Source organism: Paraburkholderia sp. SECH4 (assembly GCF_030511745.1).
In the GTDB taxonomy this organism is placed as follows: domain Bacteria; phylum Pseudomonadota; class Gammaproteobacteria; order Burkholderiales; family Burkholderiaceae; genus Paraburkholderia; species Paraburkholderia madseniana.
This window is the reverse complement of record NZ_JALOCP010000018.1, coordinates 120,825-144,564: the sequence shown is the minus strand read 5'-3', so window position 1 is coordinate 144,564 and position 23,740 is coordinate 120,825. Positions and strand designations below refer to the sequence as shown.

Here is a 23,740-nt window from a genome sequence, read left to right as displayed (position 1 = left end):
CGATAGGAGTTGGCGCTTCAGCGCTTACTCCTATCCCAGCCCGGCTCTACGTTCTTTTACTATCTGGCGGCGCAATACCGCCTCGCTCTTTCCAAGGAATTGTCATGCAGAACCAGAAAATCCGCATTCGCCTGAAGGCTTTCGACTATCGCCTGATCGATCAATCGGCAGCCGAAATCGTCGACACGGCAAAGCGGACTGGCGCAATCGTTCGTGGTCCGGTGCCCCTGCCGACCCGCATTCAACGTTTCGACATCCTGCGTTCGCCGCACGTCAACAAGACGTCGCGCGATCAGCTCGAAATCCGTACGCACCAACGTCTGATGGACATCGTCGATCCGACGGACAAGACCGTTGACGCACTGATGAAGCTGGACCTGCCGGCTGGCGTGGACGTGGAAATCAAGCTGCAATAAGGCTTCCAGAGGTTGCCTGGCGTGCCGGGCAACGCTAAGTCATTGATTGCTTGCGGAAAACGAAAAGCCTCGCTATAATGCAAGGCTTTTCGCGCATTTGCGCAAAAAAGTCGGTGTGCTGCAGCGTGATTTCACGCCCGAAACGGCACCGGCATTTTGTAAATTAGCCCCGACCAATCGCAGTCGGGAATGGAGAAAACGATGAGCCTTGGACTCGTAGGTCGCAAGGTTGGCATGACCCGTATCTTCACGGCAGAAGGGGATTCGATTCCCGTTACCGTGCTGGACGTGTCCGACAACCGCGTGACGCAGATCAAGACTGTTGAAACCGACGGCTACACCGCCGTGCAGGTTGCATTCGGTACGCGCCGTGCATCGCGCGTGACGAAGCCGTTGGCCGGTCATCTCGCCAAAGCCGGTGTTCAAGCCGGTGAAATCCTCAAAGAATTCCAGATCGATGCTGCCAAGGCTGCCGAGTTGTCGAACGGCACCGTGGTCGGTCCCGACCTGTTCGAAGTGGGCCAGAAGGTCGACGTGCAAGGCGTGTCGATCGGTAAGGGCTACGCCGGTACCATCAAGCGTTACAACTTCGCATCCGGCCGTGCATCGCACGGTAACTCGCGCTCGCACAACGTGCCGGGTTCGATCGGTATGGCGCAGGATCCGGGTCGTGTTTTCCCGGGTAAGCGCATGACCGGTCACATGGGTGACGATACGGTAACCGTGCAAAACCTCGAAATCGCTCGTATCGACGCTGACCGCAAGCTGTTGCTGGTCAAGGGCGCCGTTCCGGGTGCGAAGGGTGGCAAGGTATTCGTTACGCCGGCCGTGAAGACGCGTGCCGTGAAAGGAGCGAAATAATGGAACTTAAGCTCCTGAATGCCAATGGTCAGGAAGGTGCAGGCGTTAGCGCGTCGGACGTAGTGTTCGGCCGCGATTACAACGAAGCCCTGATTCACCAGGTTGTGGTGGCGTATCAAGCGAATGCCCGTAGCGGCAACCGCGCGCAGAAAGACCGTGAGCAAGTCAAGCACACGACCAAGAAGCCGTGGCGCCAGAAGGGTACGGGCCGCGCCCGTGCCGGTATGTCGTCGAGCCCGTTGTGGCGCGGCGGTGGCCGGATTTTCCCGAATTCGCCCGAGGAAAACTTTTCGCACAAGGTCAACAAGAAGATGCATCGCGCAGGTCTCTGCTCGATCTTCTCGCAGCTGGCCCGCGAAGGCCGCATCTCGGTGGTCGACGAGCTGACGCTCGAAGCGCCGAAGACGAAGCTGCTGGCCGAAAAATTCAAGGCGATGGGTCTCGACTCCGTGCTGGTGATTACCGACACGGTTGACGAAAACCTGTACCTCGCGTCGCGCAACCTCGCCCATGTGGCAGTTGTCGAGCCGCGTTACGCCGACCCGCTGTCGCTGATCTACTTCAAGAAGATCCTGATCACGAAGGCTGCGGTCGCCCAGATCGAGGAGTTGCTGTCATGAGCGAGATTCGCAAGAACGATCATCGTTTGATGCAGGTCCTGCTCGCGCCGGTGATCTCCGAAAAGGCGACGCTGGTGGCCGACAAGAACGAGCAAGTTGTGTTCGAAGTCGCGCCCGATGCCACGAAGCAGGAAGTGAAAGCTGCAGTCGAGCTGCTGTTCAAGGTGGAAGTCAATTCCGTCAACGTGCTGGTCTCGAAGGGCAAAGCCAAGCGCTTTGGCCGCTTCATGGGCAAGCGCAAGGACGTGAAGAAGGCGTACGTCTGCCTGAAGCCCGGCCAGGAAATCAACTTTGAAGCGGAGGCCAAGTAATCATGGCAATCGTTAAAGTTAAGCCGACTTCGCCGGGTCGCCGTGCGATGGTCAAGGTGGTCAACAAGGATCTGCATAAGGGCAAGCCGTTCGCACCGCTGCTCGACTCGCAATCCACGACCGCCGGCCGTAACAACAACGGCCACATCACCACGCGTCACAAGGGTGGTGGTCACAAGCATCACTACCGTGTCGTCGATTTCCGTCGCAACAAGGACGGCATTCCGGCAAAGGTCGAACGTCTTGAGTACGATCCGAACCGTAGCGCGAACATCGCGCTGGTTCTGTACGCAGACGGCGAGCGCAAGTACATCATCGCTCCGAAGGGTGTGACGGTTGGCCAGCAACTGATGTCGGGTTCGGAAGCTCCGATCCGGGCAGGCAATACGCTGCCGATCCGCAACATTCCGGTCGGTACGACGATCCACTGCATCGAAATGCTGCCGGGCAAGGGCGCGCAAATGGCGCGTTCGGCTGGCACGTCGGCGATGTTGCTGGCTCGTGAAGGCATCTACGCACAGGTCCGCCTGCGCTCTGGTGAAATCCGCCGCGTTCACGTTGAATGCCGCGCGACGATTGGTGAAGTTGGCAACGAAGAGCACAGCCTCCGTCAAATCGGTAAGGCTGGCGCGAACCGCTGGCGCGGTATCCGCCCGACGGTGCGTGGCGTTGCAATGAACCCGGTCGATCACCCGCACGGTGGTGGTGAAGGCAAGACGGCTGCAGGTCGCGATCCGGTGAGCCCGTGGGGCACGCCTGCTAAGGGCTATCGCACCCGCAGCAACAAGCGCACGACGAGCATGATCGTCCAGCGCCGTCACAAGCGTTAAGGAGTAGGCAATGGCACGTTCTGTAAAAAAAGGTCCGTTCTGCGACGCCCATTTGCTGAAGAAAGTTGAGTCGGCAGCCGCTGCGCGTGACAAGAAGCCGATCAAAACATGGTCGCGTCGTTCGACGATTCTGCCGGATTTCATCGGTTTGACGATTGCTGTGCACAACGGCCGTCAACACGTTCCGGTGTACATCTCGGAAAACATGGTCGGCCACAAGCTTGGCGAGTTTGCATTGACCCGGACGTTCAAGGGTCACGCAGCCGACAAGAAGGCTAAGAAATAAGGGGCTCATGATGGAAGTGAAAGCAATTCATCGCGGTGCCCGCATCTCGGCGCAGAAAACGCGCCTTGTGGCTGACCAGATCCGCGGTTTGCCGGTCGACAAGGCGCTGAACGTTCTGACGTTCTCGCCGAAGAAGGCTGCGGGAATCGTGAAAAAGGTCGTGCTGTCGGCGATCGCGAATGCGGAGCATAACGAAGGCGCCGATATCGACGAGCTCAAGGTAACGAGCATCATGGTCGACAAGGCTGCATCGCTCAAGCGTTTTACTGCGCGCGCTAAAGGCCGCGGTAACCGCATCGAGAAGCAATCCTGTCACATCACTGTGACGGTCGGGAATTAAGGGGTCATACGATGGGACAGAAAATTCATCCGACTGGCTTCCGTTTGGCCGTCAGCCGCAATTGGGCGTCGCGTTGGTACGCGAACAACAACAATTTCGCGGCGATGTTGCAGGAAGACATCGGTGTTCGTGAATACCTGAAGAAGAAGCTGAAAAACGCTTCGGTTGGTCGCGTCGTTATCGAGCGTCCGGCGAAAAACGCGCGCATCACGATTTATAGCTCGCGTCCGGGTGTCGTCATCGGTAAGAAGGGCGAGGATATCGAGCTGCTGAAGTCGGAACTGCAACGCCGCATGGGCGTTCCGGTCCACGTCAACATCGAAGAAATCCGCAAGCCGGAAACGGATGCGCAACTGATCGCTGACTCGATCACGCAACAACTCGAGCGTCGGATTATGTTCCGCCGCGCGATGAAGCGTGCGATGCAAAACGCAATGCGTCTGGGTGCTCAAGGCATTAAGATCATGAGCGCTGGCCGCCTGAACGGTATCGAAATCGCTCGTACGGAATGGTATCGCGAAGGTCGCGTGCCCCTTCATACGCTGCGTGCTGATATCGACTACGCAACTTCGGAAGCGAAGACGACGTACGGCATCATCGGCGTGAAGGTGTGGGTCTACAAGGGCGACACGCTCGGCCGCAACGACGCACCGGTGGTTGAAGAAGTCGCCGAAGAAAAGCGTCCGCGCCGCAACGCACGTCCGGGTGGCGATCGTCGTCCGCGTCGCGATGGTGAAGGTGGTGGCCCGGCAGGTGCACGCCGTGGCGCTCCCCGTCGTGCTGGCGGTGCCGGCGACGGCGGGAAGACTGGAGAATAACGATGCTGCAACCGAAACGCAGAAAATATCGCAAAGAGCAGAAGGGTCGTAACACCGGTATCGCTACCCGCGGCAACGCGGTGTCGTTCGGTGAGTTCGGCCTGAAGGCTATCGGTCGTGGTCGCTTGACCGCGCGCCAGATTGAAGCGGCACGTCGTGCGATGACGCGTCACATCAAGCGTGGTGGCCGCATCTGGATCCGCATCTTCCCGGACAAGCCGATCTCGCACAAGCCGGCTGAAGTACGTATGGGTAACGGTAAAGGTAACCCTGAGTACTACGTCGCGGAGATTCAACCGGGCAAGATGCTGTACGAAATGGACGGCGTAACCGAAGAGCTGGCACGCGAAGCGTTCCGTCTGGCTGCAGCTAAGCTGCCGCTCAAGACGACGTTTATCGTGCGTCAGCTCGGCGCCTAAGGAGTAAATGATGAAGGCTTCCGAACTTCACCAGAAAGATCAGGCCGCGCTCAACAAGGAGCTGTCGGACCTGTTGAAGGCGCAATTCGGCCTGCGCATGCAACTCGCGACCCAGCAGCTCACGAACACGAGCCAACTGAAGAAGGTTCGTCGCGACATCGCACGTGTGCGGACCGTCCTGACTGAGAAGGCGAACCAGAAATGAACGATAGCGTAAAAACCTCGCTCAAGCGGACGCTGGTCGGCAAGGTCGTCAGCAACAAGATGGACAAGACGGTCACCGTGCTGGTTGAGCACCGCGTGAAGCACCCGATCTACGGCAAGTACGTTGTGCGTTCGAAGAAGTACCACGCGCACGACGATGCGAACACGTACAACGAGGGTGACCTCGTTGAAATCCAGGAAACGCGTCCGATTTCGAAGACGAAAGCTTGGGTTGTGGCTCGCCTGGTCGAGGCTGCTCGCGTCATCTGACGCCGCAAAGTTGTAGAAGTAGTTGAAATCGCAGTAAGTTTCGCTTGCAAGACCGAGATTATTTGTTATAATCTCGGTCTTCCCTCTTTTATGGGAGCCCCGTCGCGGGCGAAGTTGGTGGGGGAAGCGGTTCAGGCGCCAGTCTGTTCCGAAGGATTCACCGGATTGCGATGGCGGGTTTCGTTTGCCGTCGCTGCTGTTCATACCCAAGCAGCCGATTGGCTGACGGGACCAAGACTGACCGGGTACGCCATGGTGGTGTGACCGGATTAAGTTGGGATAGATAAACCATGATCCAGACCGAAACTCGGCTTGAAGTGGCCGACAACACCGGTGCGCGTGAAGTCATGTGCATCAAGGTTCTCGGCGGCTCGAAGCGTCGTTATGCCAGCATTGGCGACATCATCAAGGTGACCGTCAAAGAAGCAACGCCGCGCGGGCGCGTGAAGAAAGGCGAAATTTACAACGCCGTGGTGGTTCGCACCGCCAAGGGCGTGCGCCGTCAGGACGGCTCGCTGATCAAGTTCGATGGCAATGCTGCAGTGCTGTTGAATGCCAAGCTCGAACCTATTGGCACCCGTATTTTCGGGCCTGTTACGCGCGAGTTGCGCAGCGAACGATTCATGAAGATCGTTTCGTTGGCACCTGAAGTGCTGTAAGGAGTCGCGATGAACAAGATTCGCAAAGGTGACGAAGTTATCGTCATCACCGGCAAAGATAAAGGCAAGCGCGGCGTCGTGCTGTCCGTTGGCGAAGACAAGGTAATTGTCGAGGGCATCAACCTCGTCAAGAAGCACGTCAAGCCGAACCCGATGAAGGGTACGACGGGTGGTGTGGAAGCCAAGACGATGCCGCTGCAAATTTCGAACGTCGCATTGGTCGACGCGAATGGCAAGGCGTCGCGTGTAGGCATCAAGGTCGAGGGAGACAAGAAAGTCCGTTTCCTTAAGACGACCGGTGCCGTGCTGAGCGCCTGACGCTGCGGAGTAAAAAAATGGCTCGTTTGCAAGAGTTTTACAAAGAGAAGGTTGTACCCGGCCTCATCGAGAAGTTCGGTTACAAGTCCGTGATGGAAGTGCCGCGCATCACCAAGATCACCCTGAATATGGGCCTTGGCGAAGCGGTTGCTGACAAGAAGATCATCGAAAACGCCGTTGGCGACCTGACGAAGATCGCAGGCCAGAAGCCGGTGATCACGAAGGCACGCAAGGCAATCGCTGGCTTCAAGATCCGTCAGGGCTATCCGATCGGTGCAATGGTCACGTTGCGTGGTCAGGCAATGTACGAATTTCTGGACCGTTTCGTGACGGTTGCGCTCCCCCGTGTGCGCGACTTCCGTGGCGTGTCGGGTCGTGCGTTCGATGGTCGCGGCAACTACAACATCGGTGTGAAAGAGCAGATCATTTTCCCCGAAATCGACTACGACAAGATCGACGCACTGCGTGGGCTGAACATCAGCATCACGACAACTGCGAAGACCGACGACGAAGCAAAGGCTCTGCTCGCCAGCTTCAAGTTCCCGTTCAGAAACTGAGGTTACCGTGGCTAAACTGGCACTGATCGAACGTGAAAAGAAGCGTGCTCGCCTGGCCGCTAAGTACGCTCCCAAGCGTGCTGAGCTGAAAGCGATCATTGGCGATATGAGCAAGTCGGACGAAGAGCATTACGCAGCACGTCTGGAACTGCAACAACTGCCGCGCAACTCTAACCCGACCCGTAAGCGCAATCGTTGCGCAATTACCGGTCGCCCACGTGGCACGTTCCGTAAATTCGGGCTGGCGCGTAACAAGATTCGCGAAATCGCGTTCCGCGGCGAGATCCCTGGCCTGACCAAGGCGAGCTGGTAATAGGAGAAACGTAAATGAGCATGAGTGATCCTATCGCCGATATGCTGACTCGCATCCGCAATGCGCAGATGGTTGAGAAAGTTTCGGTGACAATGCCCTCGTCGAAAGTCAAGGTTGCGATTGCGCAGGTCCTGAAGGACGAAGGCTATATCGATGATTTCGCAGTGAAGTCCGAAGGTGCGAAGTCTGAATTGAACATCGTGTTGAAGTACTACGCTGGCCGTCCGGTGATCGAGCGCATTGAACGCGTTTCGAAGCCTGGTCTGCGTGTGTACCGCGGCCGTAACGACATCCCCGTGGTCATGAATGGCCTCGGCGTGGCAATCGTGTCGACGCCGAAGGGCGTGATGACGGACCGCAAGGCGCGTGCAACGGGCGTTGGCGGCGAAGTCATCTGCTACGTCGCTTAAGGCCGAAAGGAGAGAAACATGTCTCGAGTAGGTAAAAGCCCGATCGCGCTGCAAGGCGCAGAAGTGGCCCTGAGCGACGAACGCATTACCGTCAAGGGCCCGCTGGGTACGATTTCGCAGGCTGCAAACAGCCTCGTGAAGGTGGTGAACGACAACGGCACGCTGAAATTCGAGCCGGTGGACGAAAGCCGCGAAGCGAATGCGATGTCGGGCACGATGCGCGCACTGGTTGCGAACATGGTGAACGGCGTGACGAAGGGTTTCGAGCGCAAGCTGACGCTGGTTGGCGTCGGTTACCGCGCACAGGCGCAAGGCGACAAGCTGAACCTGTCGCTGGGTTTCTCGCACCCCGTGGTGCACCAGATGCCGGAAGGCGTCAAGGCTGAAACCCCGACGCAAACCGAAATCGTGATCAAGGGGATCAATAAGCAACAAGTTGGCCAGGTCGCTGCAGAAGTGCGCGGCTATCGCCCGCCGGAGCCCTACAAGGGCAAGGGTGTGCGTTACGCCAACGAGGTTGTGATCCTCAAAGAAACGAAGAAGAAGTAAGGGTGCGCAATCATGGATAAGACTCAATCTCGCCTGCGCCGCGCTCGTCAGACGCGTATCAAGATCGCTGAGCTGCAGGTCGCGCGTCTCGCCGTGCATCGCACGAACACGCACATCTATGCGCAAGTGTTCTCGCCGTGCGGCACCAAGGTGCTCGCCAGCGCGTCGACGCTCGAAGCCGAAGTGCGTGCGCAACTGGCTGATCAGACTGGCAAGGGCGGCAACGTCGCTGCTGCGACCCTGATCGGTAAGCGCATTGCAGAAAAGGCTAAGGCTGCCGGCATCGAATCCGTCGCCTTCGACCGTTCGGGTTTCCGTTACCACGGCCGCGTGAAAGCGCTGGCTGATGCGGCGCGCGAAGCCGGACTCAAGTTCTAAGGGAAGAATTCGTCATGGCAAAGATGCAAGCGAAAGTTCAGGCTGACGAACGCGACGACGGCCTGCGCGAAAAGATGATTTCGGTCAACCGCGTGACCAAGGTTGTGAAGGGCGGCCGGATTCTCGGTTTTGCCGCACTGACCGTGGTTGGTGACGGTGATGGCCGCGTCGGTATGGGCAAGGGCAAGGCGAAGGAAGTGCCGGTCGCTGTTCAGAAGGCGATGGAACAGGCTCGCCGCAACATGTTCAAGGTGCCGCTTAAGAACGGTACCCTGCAACACGAAGTGCACGGTAAGCACGGCGCATCGATGGTCCTCCTCGCCCCGGCGAAGGACGGTACCGGTGTGATCGCTGGCGGCCCGATGCGCGCAGTGTTCGACGTGATGGGCGTGCAGAACGTTGTGGCCAAGAGCCACGGTTCGACGAACCCGTACAACCTCGTTCGTGCAACGCTCGACGGTCTGCGTAAGCAGTCGACGCCGGGTGATATCGCGGCGAAGCGCGGCAAGTCCGTCGAAGATATTCTGGGCTAAGGTGGACACCATGTCTGATAAAACTGTCAAGGTCCAGCTCGTCAAGAGCCTGATCGGCACCCGTGAAACGCACCGTGCAACGGTGCGTGGCTTGGGCCTGCGCCGACTCAACTCGGTTAGCGAGTTGCAGGACACGCCGGCTGTGCGCGGCATGATCAACAAGGTTTCGTACCTCGTTAAGGTCATCAGCTAAGCGGCTGACCAGGACTCAAGGAGTTGATAATGGAATTGAATAACCTGAAGCCGGCTGAAGGCTCGAAGCACGCTAAGCGTCGCGTCGGCCGTGGCATCGGCTCCGGTCTGGGCAAGACGGCTGGCCGCGGTCACAAGGGTCAGAAGTCGCGTTCGGGCGGCTTTCACAAGGTTGGCTTCGAAGGCGGTCAAATGCCGCTGCAACGTCGCCTGCCGAAGCGTGGCTTCACCTCGCTGACGAAGGAATTCGTCGGTGAAGTGCGTCTCTCTGATCTGGAAAAGCTGCCGGTCGACGAAATCGATCTGTTGGCTCTGAAGCAAGCCGGCCTGCTCGGCGAGCTGATCAAGAGCGCCAAGATCATCGCGACGGGCGAGCTTAAGCGCAAGATCGTTGTGAAGGGTCTGGGTGCGACGAAGGGTGCGCGCGCTGCTATTGAAGCAGCCGGCGGCTCTTTTGCCGAGTAACGCGCAAGTTATTTGCCGTCACTAGCATTTGCATCGGAGAAGGTACTTGGCTAACAGTCCGAGTCTCGCAAAACCCGGTCGCAGCGCGGCGAAGTTCGGCGATCTGCGTCGGCGTGCAGTGTTCCTGCTGCTGGCGTTGATCGTCTACCGTATCGGCGCGCACATTCCGGTGCCGGGTATTGACCCGGACCAGCTGGCAAAGTTGTTCCAAAGCCAGTCGGGCGGCATCCTTGGCATGTTCAACATGTTCTCGGGTGGTGCACTTTCGCGGTTCACGATTTTTGCGCTGGGGATCATGCCGTACATTTCGGCGTCGATCATCATGCAGTTGCTGGCGATTGTCTCGCCGCAACTCGAAGCGCTGAAAAAGGAAGGGCAGGCGGGGCAACGGAAGATTACGCAGTACACGCGTATCTTTACGGTCCTGCTGGCGACGTTCCAGGCGTTCGGCATCGCCGTCGCACTGGAAAATCAGCCGGGCCTGGTGATCGATCCGGGGATGGTATTTCGGCTGACGACGGTCGTGACGCTGGTGACCGGCACGATGTTCCTGATGTGGCTGGGTGAGCAGATCACGGAACGCGGGCTTGGTAACGGTATCTCGATCATCATTTTCGGCGGTATTGCGGCGGGTTTCCCGAACGCAATTGGTGGTCTTGTCTCACTGGTGCAAACCGGTTCGATGAGCCCGATATCCGCGATTATCGTGGTCGCGCTGATTGCTGCTGTGACGTATCTGGTTGTGTTCATCGAACGCGGCCAGCGCAAGATTCTTGTGAACTACGCCAAGCGGCAGGTCGGTAACAAGATTTACGGTGGACAGTCTTCACATCTGCCGCTGAAGTTGAATATGTCGGGCGTGATTCCGCCGATCTTTGCATCGTCGATCATTCTCTTCCCGGCAACCATCCTGAACTGGTTTAGTTCGGGGTCGCGTACCAGCTGGTTCGCAGACACGTTGCACAACGTGGCCGAAGCCCTTAAGCCCGGTCAACCCGTGTACGTGTTGCTGTACGCGTTGGCGATCGTCTTCTTCTGCTTCTTCTACACCGCACTGGTGTTCAACAGCAGAGAAACGGCCGACAACCTGAAAAAGAGTGGCGCTTTCGTCCCAGGCATCCGCCCGGGCGATCAAACGGCGCGATACATCGACCGCATCCTGACGCGTCTGACGCTGGCTGGTGCGATCTACATCGTGTTTGTTTGTCTGCTGCCTGAATTTTTGGTACTGCGCTGGAACGTGCCGTTTTATTTTGGTGGAACGTCGCTGCTGATCATTGTCGTCGTCACAATGGATTTCATGGCGCAGGTGCAGTCGTACGTTATGTCGCAACAGTATGAATCGCTGCTGAAGAAAGCTAATTTCAAAGGCGGCGGCGTCCCGATGCGTTGAAAGGACTTATGGCCAAAGACGATGTTATCCAGATGCAGGGTGAAGTCATCGAAAACCTGCCTAACGCTACCTTTAGGGTGAAGCTGGAAAACGGCCATGTCGTATTGGGACACATATCCGGCAAGATGCGGATGCACTACATCCGAATCTTGCCGGGCGACAAGGTAACGGTTGAATTGACGCCTTACGATCTGTCGCGTGCGCGGATCGTGTTCCGGGCGAAGTGATTTGAAAAAAGGGTAATATCATGAAAGTGATGGCATCGGTTAAGCGCATTTGCCGCAATTGCAAGATCATCAAGCGCAAAGGCGTTGTGCGCGTGATTTGCAGCTCTGATCCGCGCCACAAACAGCGTCAAGGCTGAACGCCGCGCTTTTTGCTGCGCTTTTTGTTTGAGGAAAAACAATGGCTCGTATCGCAGGGGTTAACATCCCGAATCACCAGCATACCGAAATCGGCCTGACGGCAATTTACGGTATCGGCCGCACGCGCTCGCGCGACATCTGCGTCGCTGCTGGTGTGGCATTTTCGAAGAAGGTCAAGGACCTGAACGACGCAGACCTCGAAAAGCTGCGTGAAGAAGTCGGCAAGTTCATCGTTGAAGGCGATCTGCGCCGTGAAACGACGATGAACATCAAGCGCCTGATGGATCTCGGCTGCTACCGTGGCGTGCGTCATCGCAAGGGCCTGCCCCTGCGTGGCCAACGCACGCGTACGAATGCCCGTACGCGCAAGGGTCCGCGTCGTGCAGCGCAATCGCTGAAGAAGTAAGCGGAACTGACAGTTACAGGAAAACGTAATGGCTAAGGCTTCGAACAACTCCGCGGCGCAACGCGTTCGCAAGAAGGTCAAGAAGAACGTCGCCGAGGGCGTGGTTCACGTTCACGCGTCGTTCAACAACACCATCATCACGATCACCGATCGTCAAGGCAATGCACTTGCCTGGGCAACGTCGGGTGGTCAGGGCTTCAAGGGTTCGCGTAAATCGACCCCGTTTGCAGCCCAGGTGGCAGCCGAATCGGCTGGCCGCGTGGCGATGGAATACGGCGTGAAGAACCTCGAAGTGCGTATCAAGGGCCCCGGTCCTGGCCGCGAATCGGCGGTGCGCGCGTTGCATGGTCTTGGCATCAAGATCACCGCGATCTCCGACGTGACGCCGGTCCCGCACAACGGCTGCCGTCCGCCGAAGCGTCGTCGTATCTAAGACGCTGTTTTCGCTAGCGCCTGTTGCCGCCGGTGTTCAAGCCGGCGACCACAGGCTGCTTGCGCTATTGAATTGACTAAGCCCACCGTTCGACCCAAAGGGTTCGGACTAGCGCGAGTGCATGCATTCGTGTGATCAATCATAGAAGGAATCAACGTGGCACGTTATATCGGCCCTAAGGCCAAGCTGTCCCGCCGTGAAGGCACTGACCTCTTCCTGAAGAGCGCCCGTCGTTCGCTCGCTGACAAGTGCAAGCTTGACAGCAAGCCTGGCCAACACGGCCGCACGTCGGGTGCACGTACGTCCGACTACGGCACGCAGCTGCGCGAAAAGCAAAAAGTGAAGCGCATCTACGGTGTCCTCGAGCGTCAATTCCGCCGTTACTTCGCTGAAGCCGACCGCCTGAAGGGCAACACGGGTGAAAACCTGCTGCAATTGCTCGAATCGCGTCTCGACAACGTCGTGTATCGCATGGGCTTCGGCTCGACGCGCGCTGAAGCACGTCAGCTCGTGAGCCACAAGGCGATCACGGTGAACGGCGTGGTGTCGAACATCCCGTCGATGCAAGTGAAGGCAGGCGACGTCGTCGCAGTGCGCGAACAAAAGAAGAAGCAGGCGCGTATTCTCGAAGCGCTGTCGCTGGCCGAGCAAGGCGGTCTGCCGAGCTGGGTCGCTGTCGATTCGAAGAAATTCGAAGGTACGTTCAAGCAGAAGCCGGAACGCAGCGACATCGCTGGCGATATCAACGAAAGCCTGATCGTCGAATTGTATTCGCGGTAATCGGATTAACGGCCGGGGCACCCTGATTGCGTTGCGCAAGGGGGCGTCTCGGCTGTTTATTTTCAGGTTGTTACCGGTCAGCCTTATCGGTGTAACGAGCCGAGGGTATTGAAAAGGAAAACCTATGCAAACCAGTTTGTTGAAGCCCAAGATCATCGCTGTTGAATCGCTTGGTGAGAGCCACGCGAAAGTGGTCATGGAACCGTTTGAACGCGGTTACGGCCACACCTTGGGTAACGCGCTTCGGCGCGTGCTGCTGTCGTCAATGATCGGCTACGCGCCGACCGAAGTGACGATCGCAGGCGTCGTACATGAGTATTCGACGCTCGACGGTGTGCAAGAGGATGTGGTCAACCTGTTGTTGAACCTGAAGGGCGTGGTCTTCAAACTGCATAACCGTGACGAAGTGACGGTTACGCTGCGCAAGGAAGGCGAAGGCGTTGTCACTGCTGGCGACATCGAACTCGCGCACGATTGCGAAGTGATCAACCCGGATCACGTGATTGCGCATCTGTCGAAGGGCGGCAAGCTCGACGTGCAGATCAAGGTCGAAAAGGGCCGTGGCTATGTGCCGGGCAATGTGCGTCGTTACGGCGAAGAGTCGGCCAAGATCATCGGCCGTATCGTGCTGGACGCGTCGTTCTCGCCGGTTCGCCGCGTGAGCTACGCCGTTGAAAGCGCGCGCGTCGAACAGCGTACCGACCTCGACAAGCTCGTGATGAACATCGAGACCAACGGTGTGATCTCGCCGGAAGAAGCGATCCGTCAATCGGCGCGTATTCTGGTGGATCAACTGTCGGTGTTCGCTGCACTGGAAGGCACTGAAGCAACGGCGGAAGCGCCGTCGCGTGCGCCGCAGATCGATCCGATCCTGCTGCGTCCGGTTGATGATCTCGAACTGACGGTTCGTTCCGCGAACTGCCTGAAGGCCGAGAACATTTACTACATCGGCGACCTGATCCAGCGTACGGAAAACGAGTTGCTCAAGACCCCGAATCTGGGGCGCAAGTCGTTGAACGAAATCAAGGAAGTACTGGCGTCGCGTGGTTTGACGCTCGGCATGAAACTCGAAAACTGGCCGCCGGCAGGTTTGGACAAGTAAGTCGAGAAGTAATCTCGGGATAAGACCCCCGCCGCTGCACTGGCAAAGACGCGGATTTTCCTTTAAAATCCGCGTCTTGGCTTTTTTCACTACCGGCCCGTGCACTCGCCACCGTTGGGAAACCGAGGGTAGACCGAGCGCGATAGAAGAGCTGGACCAAAACTTTGAATCAAAGGAATTAACATGCGTCACCGTCATGGTTTGCGGAAACTGAACCGCACGAGCAGCCACCGTCTGGCAATGCTCCGTAACATGTCCAACTCGTTGATCGAGCACGAAGTCATCAAGACGACGCTGCCGAAGGCGAAAGAACTCCGTAAAGTCGTCGAGCCGCTGATCACGCTCGGCAAGAAGCCGTCGCTGGCAAATCGTCGTCTGGCGTTCAACCGCCTGCGCGATCGTGACTCGGTCACGAAGCTGTTCGAAGTCCTCGGCCCGCGTTACGCTACCCGTCCGGGCGGCTACCTGCGCGTCCTGAAGTTCGGCTTCCGCGTCGGCGACAACGCACCGATGGCACTGGTCGAATTGCTGGACCGTCCGGAAGTTGAAGAAGTTGAAGTGCAAGAAGCTGAGTAAGCTTTTTAGCATCGAAGAAAAAGCCAGGCGCCAAGCCTGGCTTTTTTGTTTATAGCGGCGAATTTCACTGCGGCATGTCGATCGCGGCGGCCAAATGCCGCATGCTTGCTGCGTGGGCGTCTGCGGCACCGCGAGGCTAGGTGATACGATATTGGCACTTGAATCGTGTCTGTCTGGAGCCTTCGTGAGCGTGAGCTTGAATGTGACCTTGATTCTGACCACGGTACCGGATGCTGCCATTGCTCAAAAGCTCGCCGCGGATGCGTTGGCCGCGCGGCTATGCGCCTGCGTCACGCAGTTGGGCACTGTGCAGTCCAGCTATCACTGGCAGGGCGCCGTCGAAACGACGCAGGAGATCCAATTGCTGTTCAAGACCAGCGCGGCACGCGCGCTCGAGCTCGAGCAGTACATTCAGGCCCACCATCCCTACGACACGCCGGAAATCCTCTCGTGGCAAGCTACGGCATCGGTCGCGTACGGCCAGTGGATTGCTGCTGAAACCCAACGTCCTCTCCATGTTTAACGGTCTAAATCGACGTGCGCGTCACGCGTTGCGCGTAGTCTTCTTCCTGTTCGGCTGCCTGATATTCGCGCAGTTCGGCACGCTTGCCCGCGCTGCGGACGACTTCCTCGATCCCGCCGTCGCCTTCAAATTCAGCGCGACCGAGAAACCGGGCGAAGTCGACGTCACGTACAAGATCGCGGACGGTTACTACATGTACCGTGAGCGCTTCGCGTTCGCGACCCGCAACGGCACGACGGCGATTGGCGAGCCCCAATTGCCGGCCGGTCATGTCAAGTTCGATCAGACCTTTAACAAGAACGTCGAGACGTATCGCAATGATCTGACGATCCGCATCCCGGTGAAACAGGCCCAAGGCCCGTTCGACCTGACGGTCACGTCACAGGGCTGTGCCGATGCAGGCATCTGCTATCCGCCGATGGAGCGCGTGTACCACGTGAGCGGCGAGGCTTTGCAGCCGGCCGGCAGTGCGGCGGCTACCGGCGGCTCTACGCAGCAATCCGCAGCAGCCGGCGCGCCGTGGTATGAGCGCGCCACCAGCGCCGACTATGCGCAATCGCTGCTGCAAGGCGGTGGCTTTTTCGCGATCATCGGGCTCTATTTCTTGGCCGGCGCCGTGCTCAGCCTGCTGCCGTGCTCGTATCCGATGATCCCGATCCTGTCGGCGATCATTATTGGCGAAGGCGCGCGGGTGACGCGCGCCCGCGGCTTTGCTTTGTCGCTGGCCTATGTGATCGGCATGGCGCTCGTGTACACGGCGCTTGGCATCGCGGCCGCGCTCGTTGGGCAGAGTCTTGGTGCGTGGCTGCAGAATCCGTGGGTGCTCGGTACGTTCGGCGTATTGCTGACCGTTTTCGCCTTGACGCTGATCGCGGGCTTCGATGTCGCGTTGCCGCAGCGCTGGCAGGACGGCGTGTCGCGCGCGTCGACCGGACGTTCCGGCGGCAAGTTTGCCGCTGTGGCGGTAATGGGTGCCCTGTCCGCGCTGGTGGTCGGGGCCTGCATGACCGCGCCGCTTTTTGCCGTGCTGGCATTCATTGCGCATACGGGCGACGCGTTGCTCGGCGGCGCGGCGCTGTTCTCGATGGGACTCGGTCTCGGCGTACCGCTCCTGATTATCGGCCTTGGCGCTGGTACCTTGCTGCCGCGCGCCGGCGCTTGGATGGACGGCGTCAAGGTGTTTTTCGGCGTAGTGTTGCTTGCGGCGGCCCTGTGGATCGTCTGGCCGGTGCTTGGTGCGACCGCGACCATGCTGTTGAGCGCGCTGTGGTTGCTGATCGCTGCAGCCGGGCTTGGTCTTTTCTCGGCCTCGACGGCGGGCGCTTCGGTGTGGCGCCGGCTCGGCCGTGGTATTGGCGCAGCGCTGGCAATCTGGGCGGCGGTGCTGCTGGTCGGCCTTGCTGCTGGTTCGTCCGATCCGCTGCGTCCGCTAGCGGTCTTGGCCGCACGTGGGGGCGGGGAAGCAAGCGTGGCAAACACCTCTAACAAGCCGAATACAGCGCCACAGAGCGATCTGACGTTCGCTTCGGTGCGTTCCTCGAGCGAGCTCGACGAGGCCGTCAAAACGGCTGCGCAGCCCGCTATGCTCGATTTTTACGCAGACTGGTGCGTGAGCTGCAAAGAGATGGAGAAGTTCACGTTCAGCGATCCGCGCGTTCAGGCGAAGTTGAAGCAGATGAACCTGCTGCGCGCCGACGTCACCGCGAATAACGCCGACGATCAGATGCTGCTCAAGCGCTTCAGCCTGTTCGGCCCGCCCGGCATCATCTTTTTCGACCAGGGCGGCAAGGAAGTGCTGCGCGTCGTCGGCTACGAGTCCGCGGACAAGTTTTTGCGCACCCTCGATCGTGCGAACGCGCCCCGGGGCGTAACGCAAAGCAGCTCGCCCGCCTGAGCGGGCAAAGAAACCCGCGCCGACACGCCCGTAGAAGACGCACGCCAGAACACGCATAAAAAAACGGAGGCACGACTTAAAAAGTCGGCCTCCGTTTTTTTGGGGCGCTTTCAAAGACTAGCGCCGCCGGCAAAGCGACACGTCAAATCACTTCTGTGAGCGCAAAATCCGCGCGGCATCTAGCGCGAAGTAGGTCAGCACGCCATCCGCGCCTGCTCGCTTGAACGCCAGCAGCGATTCCATCATCGCCTTGTCGTGATCGAGCCAGCCGTTCTGCGCGGCCGCCTTCAGCATCGCGTATTCACCGCTGACCTGATACACGTAGGTCGGAAACTTGAACTCGTCCTTCACACGACGCACGATGTCCAGATACGGCATGCCGGGTTTGACCATCACCATATCCGCGCCTTCTTCGATGTCCGCTTGCACTTCGCGCAGCGCTTCATCCGAATTGGCCGGATCCATCTGGTAGGTCATCTTGTTGCCCTTGCCGAGGTTCGTCGCGGAACCGACGGCATCGCGGAACGGGCCGTAAAACGCCGACGCGAACTTGGCCGCGTAAGCCATGATGCGCGTGTGGATATGTCCCTCGCTCTCGAGCATTTCGCGGATCGCGCCAATGCGGCCGTCCATCATGTCCGAGGGCGCAACGATATCGACGCCCGCTTCAGCTTGCACACGCGCCTGTTCCACGAGGATCTCGACGGTCTCGTCGTTGATCACGTAGCCCGCTTCGTCCAGCACGCCATCCTGGCCGTGGCTCGTGTACGGATCGAGCGCGACGTCGGTCAGCACGCCGAGGTCGGGAAAGTTCTTTTTCAGTTCGCGAACCGCGCGCGGAATCAGGCCAGCCGGGTTGGTCGCTTCGCGGCCATCAGGCGTCTTCAAGGAAGGATCGATGGCCGGAAAGAGCGCCAGTACCGGCACGCCCAGCTCGACACATTGCTCGGCCACGCCCATCAGCAGATCCACCGACACTCGCTCGACGCCCGGCATCGACGGTACGGCTTGCCGCACGTTGGTGCCTTCGACGATAAACACGGGATAGATCAGATCGTTGGTGGTAAGGATGTTTTCTCGCATCAGACGGCGCGAGAAGTCGTCACGGCGCATGCGGCGCGGACGGTAGTGCGGAAAGAAGCTCATAACCGAATCGAAGAAACGTGGATGTGTGGAGTGGACAAGTAGCGCCTGCCTCCGCTCCCGGAAACTTTTCGAGACAATGGTATATCATACCGATCGAGCAAGGCGCCCTGCGCTGACCTCCCCGCTTCTCCTCCCTGAGCGGGTGCCTGTCGTTTTTTCGATTAGGCTGTTTGACCCGCCGTTAAAGCGGCGGGTTTTTTTATGGGCGGCCTGAATGGCGTTTTTTGCCTGGGCTCGTACCCGCCGCGAGATTACTGCGGCGCGTCTGCTTCGCCCTTAGCCTCGGGGATCAGCCAGCTTTCGATCAGTTCGTGCGCTTCGTCGATGCCGACGCGCTTGAGCGCCGAGAACAACTGTGCGGTCAATTCGCCCTGGTAGCCGGCGGCGCGATATTCGGCCAAACCTTTCTGCGTTGCGCGCAAGGCGTTGACGCTTTCCTGACGCGTCAATTTGTCGCACTTCGTCAGCAGCGTGTGGATCGGCTTGCCGGTCGGCGCGAACCACTCGATCATCCGCCGGTCCAGATCCGTCAACGGGCGGCGCGAGTCCATCATCAGGATCATGCCGCGCAGTTGCGAGCGCGACTGCAGGTAGGTGGAGAGCAGCGCTTCCCAGTGGGCCTTGGCCGCGCCCGGCACTTCCGCATAACCGTAGCCCGGCAGGTCGACCAGGTGCGCGGTCGGCTCGTCCTCCTTGCCCACCGAGAAATAATTGATGTGCTGGGTGCGGCCAGGCGTCTTACTGGCGAACGCCAGACGCTTCTGATTGCACAGAATATTGATGGCCGTGGACTTGCCCGCATTCGAGCGTCCCGCAAAGCAGATCTCGGGTTGCGCGGTGGCCGGCAGATCACGTAAGTGATTGACGGTCGTGAAAAAGCGGGATTGGTGGAGCAGGAAGGACATGATCAGGCCGGTATTCGAGACGCCGGGGAACCCGGAGTGGGGACGGGTCAAGCCCGACTGGCGTCTTAGCGATTAGCGAGTTATTGTACAATACGATGGTTTACTGAAAACCTGAGGGGGCCAGCCCGCGTGCCTTGGCGGCTCTTTGCGGTCACTCAGTCGCTGTCGTATCTTGCAAAACCTCTAAAATCCCACAAGACGAGACAGGGTGTGCGAATGAATCGACTGTGCAAGACTCTGATGGTGCTTCAAGTAGCGGCAGGTCTTTCAGGTTTGGCAATTCAGGCACGAGCAGCAGATCCGGCAAAGCCGGACGTCAATCGGGGGCAGGCAATCGCAGTGCAGGTTTGCGCGTCATGTCACGGTGCAGACGGCAACAGTGCTGGTGGTGCGTATCCGAAGCTGGCAGGTCAGCATCCCGAGTATCTCGTCAAGCAACTGATGGATTTCAAAACGCAGCCGGGGGCCAAGCAGCCCGCGCGCAACAATGCGATCATGGCGGGCATGGCCGCGGCGCTGTCCGATCAGGACGTGGTCAACGTGGCGGCTTATTTCTCGACGCAGACCCCGAAACCAGGTTACGCGCATAGCAAGGACACCGTCCCGCTCGGTCAGAAGATTTATCGCGGTGGGATTGCGGACAAGGGAGTACCGGCGTGCGCGAGTTGCCACGGACCGACCGGTCAGGGGATTCCGTCGCAGTATCCGCGTCTGTCGGGGCAGTGGGCCGAATACACGGTGGCGCAGTTGACCGCGTTCACGCAGGGCTCGGGCGCACGTAACAACAATGAGGCGATGCACGCAGTCGGATCGCGTCTGTCGGACAGCGAGATCAAGGCTGTAGCCGATTACATCGCGGGCTTGCACTAAGAAGTCCGCACGCAAGCAACCGGCCCGGCGAGGCCGGTACAAAACAAGAAAAGGGTGAGGGTGTCGTGTCTACGACAGCCCTTCACCCTTTTTTGCTGTTCAGTCGGAGTATGAATGAGCTTCACCACGTCGGGTTTGCAGTCGAAGTCGGGCAATCGCTTCACGCGCAGCATCATCGAGGTATTGAGTTCGATGCGCTTCGCGATCTCGTTGCTCGTGATCCTGTCGATCGCCAGTATTATCGGCACCGTCCTCACGCAGGACGATCCGTATCCCAACTACGTCAATCAGTTCGGCCCGTTCTGGGCGGACATCTTCCGCTCGCTGAGCCTGTACACGGTGTACAGCTCGTGGTGGTTCATGCTGATTCTCGGCTTCCTGATGGTGTCGGTGTCGCTGTGCGTGATCCGCAATGCGCCGAAAATGGTCGCGGACGCCAAGAGCTGGAAAGACAAGGTCCGCGAAGGCAGCTTGCGCGCGTTCCATCATAAGGGCGAGTTCGCGGTGCACGGCAAGCGCGCGCAGACCGCGGCGGTACTCGCCAAACTCTCGGCCAAGCTCGGCTACAAGTTCGTCACACGTGAGTCGGACGGTGCAACGCTGATCGCAGCGAAGCGCGGCGCGCTGACCAAGTTCGGCTACATCTCGGCGCACATTGCGATTGTGGTGATCTGTCTGGGCGGCCTGCTCGACAGCAATCTGCCGATCAAGCTGCAAATGTGGCTGTTCGACAAGTCGCCGATCCGCGCCAACACGGTGATCAACGACATTCCGCCGGAACATCGTCTGTCGCAATCGAACCCGACTTTTCGCGGCTATGCGTGGGTGCCGGAAGGGCAGCATGTGTCGACGGCGATCCTTAACCAGCCGGACGGCTCGCTGATCCAGGACCTGCCGTTCTCGATCGAGCTGAACAAGTTCATCGTCGACTACTACTCAACGGGCATGCCGAAGCTGTTTGCGAGCGACATCGTCGTGGTCGACCATAAGACGGGCGCACGCGTGCCGGCACGCGTCGAAGTGAACAAGCCGTTCACCTACGACGGCGTGTCGATCTATCAGTCGAGCTTCCAGGACGGCGGCTCGCAGATGCAAATGACCGCGTACCCGATGTCCGGTGCGAGTGCGAAGACCGCGCCGTTCGGCGGCACGATCGGCGGCAACGCGCCGTTGGGCACGGCCACGCCGCTGGCTGACGGCCAGACCGTCGAATTCACCGATTTCCGCGCGATCAACGTCGAAAACGTCTCCAATGGCAGCGGCCAGAACGATGCACGTGGCGTTGCCGCGCATCGGTCGCTGAAAGAAGCGTTTGACGAGCGTCTCGGCTCCGGTGCCAAGAGCTCGAAGCCGCTCGATCTGCATAACGTCGGTCCGTCGGTGCAGTACAAGGTGCGCGACAAGGACGGCCAGGCGCGCGAGTACAACAACTACATGCTGCCGGTGGACGTCGCGGGCGAAAAGATGTTCCTCGCCGGCATGCGCCTGAATCCGGACGATCCCTTCCGCTACCTGCGGATTCCCGCCGACACCCGTGGGACCGTCAAGGAATGGATGAACCTGCGCGCCACGCTTGAAAATCCGGCCATGCGCGCGACGGCCGCTCACCGTTTCGCGCTGCGCTCGGTGCCGGGTTCGAATACCGAACTGCAACAGCACCTGGAAGAAAGCGCGTTGCGTGTCCTGACCCTGTTTGCGGGTGCGGACAACGGTATCAAGATGCCGAACGGCCAGACGGTCGGCGGCTTCCAGGCGGTCGCCGGGTTCATCGACCATTCGGTGCCGAAGGGCGAGCAGGAAAAAGCCGCGGGCCTGCTGCTGCGCATGCTGGAAGGCGCGACGTGGGACCTGTGGCAACTGTCGCGTGAGCAGCTGGGCGAGCCGGACGCGCAGGCCAATGCGGACGCCAGCCGCTTCGTTCAGAGTTCGATCAATGCGATATCCGACAGCTTTCTGTATGGTTCGCCGGTCTATTTGCAGCTTGACTCATTCAAGCAGGTGCAAGCTTCGGTATTTCAGTTGACGCGCGCGCCGGGCAAAAAAGTCGTGTATCTTGGCAGCCTGCTCCTCGTGTTGGGCATCTTTTCGATGTTCTACGTCCGCGAACGGCGCCTCTGGTTCTGGCTCAAAGATACCGATCACGGCACGAATGTCGTGATGGCGATGTCGAGCGCGCGCAAAACGCTCGATTTCGAAAAGGAGTTCGTTCAAACGCGCGACGCTGTGGGCGCCGCGTTGGGCGCCAAACTCACTGAAGCATCCGACGCCGCCGACGCCTCCGACAAACCCGGCCATGCCGGCGCGCCGTCCGCACGCTCACAAGATTCGACCCGGTAAGATCATGGACTTGACTCAGGTTTCTTCATCCTCCTCTTCACCCTCGCGGCCGCAGAAGTCGTTCGCGAACGAGGCACTCAACGTTGCTGAGTATGACGAGCGGCCGTTTCTGAAACGGCTCGGCATCGTCGACTGGCTGTTCGCCGTCGTGATGGTCGCGGGCGCGGGGTTTGCGCTATCGCGCTATCACCCGTTCATGAACTACTACGACAAACTGGTGCTGTGCCTGGCCGTGCCGGTGTTCGTCGTACTCGGCTGGCGCTGGAAGCCGGTGCGTCCGCTGATGGTGGGCATTGCCGCGCTGTCGTTGCTGGCAATCCAGATCTATCAGGGCGATCTGTCGCGCGCGGATAGCGCGTTCTTCCTTAAGTATTTCCTGTCGAGCCAGTCCGCGATTCTGTGGATGAGCGCGCTCTTCGTCTTCGCCACCGTCTTCTACTGGATCGGCCTGCTGTCGCGCTCGCCGACCGGTGCCGCGATCGGTTCGAAAATGACGTGGGCCGCGGTGGTGATGGGCTTTGTCGGTCTGATGGTGCGCTGGTACGAGTCGTACCTGATCGGCGCGGATGTCGGCCATATTCCAATCTCGAACCTGTACGAAGTGTTCGTGCTGTTCAGCCTGATCACCGCGCTGTTCTATCTGTACTACGAGCAGCACTACAACACGCGTGCGCTCGGCGCATTCGTGCTGCTGGTGATCAGCGCGGCGGTCGGTTTCCTGATGTGGTACTCGGTCGCGCGTGACGCCCAGCAGATCCAGCCACTCGTGCCGGCGCTGCAGAGCTGGTGGATGAAGATCCACGTGCCGGCCAACTTCATCGGCTATGGCAGTTTCGCGCTGTCGGCAATGGTCGCGGTCGCGTATCTCGCGAAAGAGCGCGGCGTGCTGGCAGACCGTCTGCCGCCGCTCGATGTGCTCGACGACCTGATGTACAAGTCGATCGCCGTCGGCTTCGCGTTCTTCACGATCGCGACGATCCTCGGCGCGTTGTGGGCCGCGGAAGCGTGGGGCGGCTACTGGAGCTGGGACCCGAAGGAAACGTGGGCGCTGATCGTGTGGCTGAACTACGCGGCCTGGCTGCATATGCGCCTCATGAAGGGCCTGCGCGGCGCGGTGGCGGCATGGTGGGCACTGACTGGCCTGCTGGTGACGACCTTCGCGTTCCTCGGCGTCAACATGTTCCTGTCGGGGCTGCATAGCTACGGCAAGCTGTAAGATCGGCCGTTCTGAGCCGACTAAAAACCGCCGAGTGCTTCGCAC

At 59.2% G+C, this 23,740-nt stretch carries 36 protein-coding genes; 34 read left to right on the top strand and 2 right to left on the bottom strand.

Features of this window, described 5'->3' with window-relative positions:
* The first annotated feature begins 104 nt into the window (after positions 1–104).
* The 31 genes from rpsJ (at position 105) to dsbD (ending at position 17,221) form a co-directional block, all read left to right on the top strand.
* The gene (gene rpsJ, locus M0D67_RS23655) at positions 105–416 is read left to right on the top strand and encodes a 30S ribosomal protein S10 (RefSeq protein WP_006998489.1); all 312 of its coding nucleotides are present in this window, start codon (positions 105–107) and stop codon (positions 414–416) included.
* A 201-nt stretch (positions 417–617) separates the two neighbouring features.
* On the top strand, positions 618–1,277 hold the full coding sequence (gene rplC / locus M0D67_RS23650; RefSeq protein WP_007180137.1) for a 50S ribosomal protein L3: 660 nt from the start codon (positions 618–620) through the stop codon (positions 1,275–1,277).
* On the top strand, positions 1,277–1,897 hold the full coding sequence (rplD, locus tag M0D67_RS23645; RefSeq protein WP_007180136.1) for a 50S ribosomal protein L4: 621 nt from the start codon (positions 1,277–1,279) through the stop codon (positions 1,895–1,897). Before rplC ends, rplD begins: the two co-directional genes overlap by 1 nt.
* Positions 1,894–2,208 (top strand): 50S ribosomal protein L23, encoded by a 315-nt coding sequence (gene rplW / locus M0D67_RS23640; RefSeq protein WP_007180135.1) that lies wholly within the window; start codon positions 1,894–1,896, stop codon positions 2,206–2,208. The genes rplD and rplW overlap by 4 nt, the downstream gene beginning before the upstream one ends.
* A 2-nt stretch (positions 2,209–2,210) precedes the next feature.
* On the top strand, positions 2,211–3,038 hold the full coding sequence (rplB, locus tag M0D67_RS23635) for a 50S ribosomal protein L2 (RefSeq protein WP_063497538.1): 828 nt from the start codon (positions 2,211–2,213) through the stop codon (positions 3,036–3,038).
* Positions 3,039–3,048: 10 nt separating this feature from the next.
* Complete coding sequence (rpsS, locus tag M0D67_RS23630; RefSeq protein ID WP_054036552.1) at positions 3,049–3,324, top strand: 30S ribosomal protein S19; 276 nt, start codon at positions 3,049–3,051, stop codon at positions 3,322–3,324.
* 7 nt (positions 3,325–3,331) lie between these two features.
* On the top strand, positions 3,332–3,664 hold the full coding sequence (gene rplV / locus M0D67_RS23625; protein WP_197070230.1) for a 50S ribosomal protein L22: 333 nt from the start codon (positions 3,332–3,334) through the stop codon (positions 3,662–3,664).
* 11 nt (positions 3,665–3,675) lie between these two features.
* Positions 3,676–4,482 (top strand): 30S ribosomal protein S3, encoded by an 807-nt coding sequence (rpsC, locus tag M0D67_RS23620; RefSeq protein ID WP_011490053.1) that lies wholly within the window; start codon positions 3,676–3,678, stop codon positions 4,480–4,482.
* A gap of 2 nt (positions 4,483–4,484) precedes the next feature.
* Positions 4,485–4,901: a 50S ribosomal protein L16 gene (gene rplP, locus M0D67_RS23615; protein WP_007180131.1), complete on the top strand. Its 417-nt coding sequence runs from the start codon at positions 4,485–4,487 to the stop codon at positions 4,899–4,901.
* Between the two features lie 10 nt (positions 4,902–4,911).
* A complete protein-coding gene (rpmC, locus tag M0D67_RS23610) occupies positions 4,912–5,106 on the top strand; it encodes a 50S ribosomal protein L29 (RefSeq protein WP_007180130.1) in 195 nt (64 codons plus the stop codon).
* Positions 5,103–5,375, top strand: a complete 273-nt coding sequence (gene rpsQ, locus M0D67_RS23605) for a 30S ribosomal protein S17 (RefSeq protein WP_007180129.1) — start codon at positions 5,103–5,105, stop codon at positions 5,373–5,375. Before rpmC ends, rpsQ begins: the two co-directional genes overlap by 4 nt.
* 290 nt (positions 5,376–5,665) lie before the next feature.
* Positions 5,666–6,034, top strand: a complete 369-nt coding sequence (gene rplN / locus M0D67_RS23600; RefSeq protein ID WP_006052212.1) for a 50S ribosomal protein L14 — start codon at positions 5,666–5,668, stop codon at positions 6,032–6,034.
* 9 nt (positions 6,035–6,043) lie between these two features.
* A complete protein-coding gene (gene rplX, locus M0D67_RS23595; RefSeq protein ID WP_028199569.1) occupies positions 6,044–6,352 on the top strand; it encodes a 50S ribosomal protein L24 in 309 nt (102 codons plus the stop codon).
* Between the two features lie 17 nt (positions 6,353–6,369).
* A complete protein-coding gene (rplE, locus tag M0D67_RS23590) occupies positions 6,370–6,909 on the top strand; it encodes a 50S ribosomal protein L5 (protein ID WP_006052214.1) in 540 nt (179 codons plus the stop codon).
* 7 nt (positions 6,910–6,916) lie between these two features.
* Positions 6,917–7,222: a 30S ribosomal protein S14 gene (gene rpsN / locus M0D67_RS23585; RefSeq protein WP_006052215.1), complete on the top strand. Its 306-nt coding sequence runs from the start codon at positions 6,917–6,919 to the stop codon at positions 7,220–7,222.
* 14 nt (positions 7,223–7,236) lie between these two features.
* Complete coding sequence (gene rpsH, locus M0D67_RS23580) at positions 7,237–7,632, top strand: 30S ribosomal protein S8 (protein ID WP_006052216.1); 396 nt, start codon at positions 7,237–7,239, stop codon at positions 7,630–7,632.
* Between the two features lie 18 nt (positions 7,633–7,650).
* On the top strand, positions 7,651–8,181 hold the full coding sequence (rplF, locus tag M0D67_RS23575; RefSeq protein WP_028199570.1) for a 50S ribosomal protein L6: 531 nt from the start codon (positions 7,651–7,653) through the stop codon (positions 8,179–8,181).
* Positions 8,182–8,193: 12 nt separating this feature from the next.
* Positions 8,194–8,559: a 50S ribosomal protein L18 gene (gene rplR, locus M0D67_RS23570; RefSeq protein ID WP_006052218.1), complete on the top strand. Its 366-nt coding sequence runs from the start codon at positions 8,194–8,196 to the stop codon at positions 8,557–8,559.
* A gap of 14 nt (positions 8,560–8,573) precedes the next feature.
* Positions 8,574–9,092, top strand: a complete 519-nt coding sequence (rpsE, locus tag M0D67_RS23565) for a 30S ribosomal protein S5 (protein ID WP_006052219.1) — start codon at positions 8,574–8,576, stop codon at positions 9,090–9,092.
* A gap of 10 nt (positions 9,093–9,102) precedes the next feature.
* The gene (gene rpmD / locus M0D67_RS23560) at positions 9,103–9,285 is read left to right on the top strand and encodes a 50S ribosomal protein L30 (RefSeq protein WP_007180126.1); all 183 of its coding nucleotides are present in this window, start codon (positions 9,103–9,105) and stop codon (positions 9,283–9,285) included.
* A 29-nt stretch (positions 9,286–9,314) separates the two neighbouring features.
* Positions 9,315–9,749, top strand: coding sequence for a 50S ribosomal protein L15 (gene rplO / locus M0D67_RS23555; RefSeq protein ID WP_054036556.1), 435 nt, complete (start codon positions 9,315–9,317; stop codon positions 9,747–9,749).
* Positions 9,750–9,795: 46 nt separating this feature from the next.
* Positions 9,796–11,142 carry a preprotein translocase subunit SecY gene (gene secY / locus M0D67_RS23550; RefSeq protein ID WP_007180124.1) on the top strand — a complete coding sequence of 449 codons (1,347 nt, stop codon included), beginning with the start codon at positions 9,796–9,798 and terminating at the stop codon, positions 11,140–11,142.
* Between the two features lie 8 nt (positions 11,143–11,150).
* Positions 11,151–11,369 (top strand): translation initiation factor IF-1, encoded by a 219-nt coding sequence (infA, locus tag M0D67_RS23545; RefSeq protein WP_004521905.1) that lies wholly within the window; start codon positions 11,151–11,153, stop codon positions 11,367–11,369.
* Positions 11,370–11,389: 20 nt separating this feature from the next.
* Positions 11,390–11,506, top strand: coding sequence for a 50S ribosomal protein L36 (rpmJ, locus tag M0D67_RS23540; RefSeq protein WP_004199844.1), 117 nt, complete (start codon positions 11,390–11,392; stop codon positions 11,504–11,506).
* 41 nt (positions 11,507–11,547) lie between these two features.
* Positions 11,548–11,913: a 30S ribosomal protein S13 gene (gene rpsM / locus M0D67_RS23535; RefSeq protein WP_006052223.1), complete on the top strand. Its 366-nt coding sequence runs from the start codon at positions 11,548–11,550 to the stop codon at positions 11,911–11,913.
* A gap of 28 nt (positions 11,914–11,941) precedes the next feature.
* A complete protein-coding gene (rpsK, locus tag M0D67_RS23530; protein WP_006052224.1) occupies positions 11,942–12,346 on the top strand; it encodes a 30S ribosomal protein S11 in 405 nt (134 codons plus the stop codon).
* 156 nt (positions 12,347–12,502) lie between these two features.
* A complete protein-coding gene (rpsD, locus tag M0D67_RS23525) occupies positions 12,503–13,126 on the top strand; it encodes a 30S ribosomal protein S4 (protein ID WP_007180123.1) in 624 nt (207 codons plus the stop codon).
* A gap of 124 nt (positions 13,127–13,250) precedes the next feature.
* Positions 13,251–14,228, top strand: coding sequence for a DNA-directed RNA polymerase subunit alpha (rpoA, locus tag M0D67_RS23520; RefSeq protein WP_006052226.1), 978 nt, complete (start codon positions 13,251–13,253; stop codon positions 14,226–14,228).
* A gap of 183 nt (positions 14,229–14,411) precedes the next feature.
* On the top strand, positions 14,412–14,804 hold the full coding sequence (gene rplQ / locus M0D67_RS23515) for a 50S ribosomal protein L17 (protein ID WP_006052227.1): 393 nt from the start codon (positions 14,412–14,414) through the stop codon (positions 14,802–14,804).
* 196 nt (positions 14,805–15,000) lie between these two features.
* The gene (gene cutA, locus M0D67_RS23510) at positions 15,001–15,327 is read left to right on the top strand and encodes a divalent-cation tolerance protein CutA (protein WP_266239790.1); all 327 of its coding nucleotides are present in this window, start codon (positions 15,001–15,003) and stop codon (positions 15,325–15,327) included.
* The gene (gene dsbD, locus M0D67_RS23505; RefSeq protein WP_266239772.1) at positions 15,320–17,221 is read left to right on the top strand and encodes a protein-disulfide reductase DsbD; all 1,902 of its coding nucleotides are present in this window, start codon (positions 15,320–15,322) and stop codon (positions 17,219–17,221) included. The genes cutA and dsbD overlap by 8 nt, the downstream gene beginning before the upstream one ends.
* A gap of 147 nt (positions 17,222–17,368) precedes the next feature.
* Here the strand turns inward: dsbD and hemB are convergent, their stop codons facing one another.
* Together hemB and yihA are read right to left on the bottom strand one after the other, a co-directional pair.
* Entirely contained in the window at positions 17,369–18,367 is a 999-nt protein-coding gene (gene hemB, locus M0D67_RS23500; RefSeq protein ID WP_093643376.1) for a porphobilinogen synthase, read from the bottom strand.
* Positions 18,368–18,618: 251 nt separating this feature from the next.
* On the bottom strand, positions 18,619–19,272 hold the full coding sequence (gene yihA, locus M0D67_RS23495; protein WP_171926348.1) for a ribosome biogenesis GTP-binding protein YihA/YsxC: 654 nt from the start codon (positions 19,270–19,272) through the stop codon (positions 18,619–18,621).
* 216 nt (positions 19,273–19,488) lie between these two features.
* Between yihA and M0D67_RS23490 the strand changes: the two genes are divergently transcribed.
* The 3 genes from M0D67_RS23490 (at position 19,489) to ccsB (ending at position 23,695) form a co-directional block, all read left to right on the top strand.
* On the top strand, positions 19,489–20,142 hold the full coding sequence (locus tag M0D67_RS23490; protein WP_154567036.1) for a cytochrome c: 654 nt from the start codon (positions 19,489–19,491) through the stop codon (positions 20,140–20,142).
* A 114-nt stretch (positions 20,143–20,256) separates the two neighbouring features.
* The gene (locus M0D67_RS23485; protein WP_266239771.1) at positions 20,257–22,479 is read left to right on the top strand and encodes a cytochrome c biogenesis protein ResB; all 2,223 of its coding nucleotides are present in this window, start codon (positions 20,257–20,259) and stop codon (positions 22,477–22,479) included.
* A 4-nt stretch (positions 22,480–22,483) separates the two neighbouring features.
* Positions 22,484–23,695, top strand: a complete 1,212-nt coding sequence (gene ccsB, locus M0D67_RS23480; protein ID WP_171926350.1) for a c-type cytochrome biogenesis protein CcsB — start codon at positions 22,484–22,486, stop codon at positions 23,693–23,695.
* Positions 23,696–23,740: the final 45 nt, after the last annotated feature.

Bases quoted from the DNA above. Each gene is read 5' to 3' on its own strand.
- rpsJ (WP_006998489.1), top strand. From the start codon at position 105: ATGCAGAACCAGAAAATCCGCATTCGCCTGAAGGCTTTCGACTATCGC.
- rplC (WP_007180137.1), top strand. From the start codon at position 618: ATGAGCCTTGGACTCGTAGGTCGCAAGGTTGGCATGACCCGTATCTTC.
- rplD (WP_007180136.1), top strand. From the start codon at position 1,277: ATGGAACTTAAGCTCCTGAATGCCAATGGTCAGGAAGGTGCAGGCGTT.
- rplW (WP_007180135.1), top strand. From the start codon at position 1,894: ATGAGCGAGATTCGCAAGAACGATCATCGTTTGATGCAGGTCCTGCTC.
- rplB (WP_063497538.1), top strand. From the start codon at position 2,211: ATGGCAATCGTTAAAGTTAAGCCGACTTCGCCGGGTCGCCGTGCGATG.
- rpsS (WP_054036552.1), top strand. From the start codon at position 3,049: ATGGCACGTTCTGTAAAAAAAGGTCCGTTCTGCGACGCCCATTTGCTG.
- rplV (WP_197070230.1), top strand. From the start codon at position 3,332: ATGATGGAAGTGAAAGCAATTCATCGCGGTGCCCGCATCTCGGCGCAG.
- rpsC (WP_011490053.1), top strand. From the start codon at position 3,676: ATGGGACAGAAAATTCATCCGACTGGCTTCCGTTTGGCCGTCAGCCGC.
- rplP (WP_007180131.1), top strand. From the start codon at position 4,485: ATGCTGCAACCGAAACGCAGAAAATATCGCAAAGAGCAGAAGGGTCGT.
- rpmC (WP_007180130.1), top strand. From the start codon at position 4,912: ATGAAGGCTTCCGAACTTCACCAGAAAGATCAGGCCGCGCTCAACAAG.
- rpsQ (WP_007180129.1), top strand. From the start codon at position 5,103: ATGAACGATAGCGTAAAAACCTCGCTCAAGCGGACGCTGGTCGGCAAG.
- rplN (WP_006052212.1), top strand. From the start codon at position 5,666: ATGATCCAGACCGAAACTCGGCTTGAAGTGGCCGACAACACCGGTGCG.
- rplX (WP_028199569.1), top strand. From the start codon at position 6,044: ATGAACAAGATTCGCAAAGGTGACGAAGTTATCGTCATCACCGGCAAA.
- rplE (WP_006052214.1), top strand. From the start codon at position 6,370: ATGGCTCGTTTGCAAGAGTTTTACAAAGAGAAGGTTGTACCCGGCCTC.
- rpsH (WP_006052216.1), top strand. From the start codon at position 7,237: ATGAGCATGAGTGATCCTATCGCCGATATGCTGACTCGCATCCGCAAT.
- rplF (WP_028199570.1), top strand. From the start codon at position 7,651: ATGTCTCGAGTAGGTAAAAGCCCGATCGCGCTGCAAGGCGCAGAAGTG.
- rplR (WP_006052218.1), top strand. From the start codon at position 8,194: ATGGATAAGACTCAATCTCGCCTGCGCCGCGCTCGTCAGACGCGTATC.
- rpsE (WP_006052219.1), top strand. From the start codon at position 8,574: ATGGCAAAGATGCAAGCGAAAGTTCAGGCTGACGAACGCGACGACGGC.
- rpmD (WP_007180126.1), top strand. From the start codon at position 9,103: ATGTCTGATAAAACTGTCAAGGTCCAGCTCGTCAAGAGCCTGATCGGC.
- rplO (WP_054036556.1), top strand. From the start codon at position 9,315: ATGGAATTGAATAACCTGAAGCCGGCTGAAGGCTCGAAGCACGCTAAG.
- infA (WP_004521905.1), top strand. From the start codon at position 11,151: ATGGCCAAAGACGATGTTATCCAGATGCAGGGTGAAGTCATCGAAAAC.
- rpmJ (WP_004199844.1), top strand. From the start codon at position 11,390: ATGAAAGTGATGGCATCGGTTAAGCGCATTTGCCGCAATTGCAAGATC.
- rpsM (WP_006052223.1), top strand. From the start codon at position 11,548: ATGGCTCGTATCGCAGGGGTTAACATCCCGAATCACCAGCATACCGAA.
- rpsK (WP_006052224.1), top strand. From the start codon at position 11,942: ATGGCTAAGGCTTCGAACAACTCCGCGGCGCAACGCGTTCGCAAGAAG.
- rpoA (WP_006052226.1), top strand. From the start codon at position 13,251: ATGCAAACCAGTTTGTTGAAGCCCAAGATCATCGCTGTTGAATCGCTT.
- rplQ (WP_006052227.1), top strand. From the start codon at position 14,412: ATGCGTCACCGTCATGGTTTGCGGAAACTGAACCGCACGAGCAGCCAC.
- dsbD (WP_266239772.1), top strand. From the start codon at position 15,320: ATGTTTAACGGTCTAAATCGACGTGCGCGTCACGCGTTGCGCGTAGTC.
- hemB (WP_093643376.1), bottom strand. From the start codon at position 18,367: ATGAGCTTCTTTCCGCACTACCGTCCGCGCCGCATGCGCCGTGACGAC.
- yihA (WP_171926348.1), bottom strand. From the start codon at position 19,272: ATGTCCTTCCTGCTCCACCAATCCCGCTTTTTCACGACCGTCAATCAC.
- M0D67_RS23490 (WP_154567036.1), top strand. From the start codon at position 19,489: ATGAATCGACTGTGCAAGACTCTGATGGTGCTTCAAGTAGCGGCAGGT.
- M0D67_RS23485 (WP_266239771.1), top strand. From the start codon at position 20,257: ATGAGCTTCACCACGTCGGGTTTGCAGTCGAAGTCGGGCAATCGCTTC.
- ccsB (WP_171926350.1), top strand. From the start codon at position 22,484: ATGGACTTGACTCAGGTTTCTTCATCCTCCTCTTCACCCTCGCGGCCG.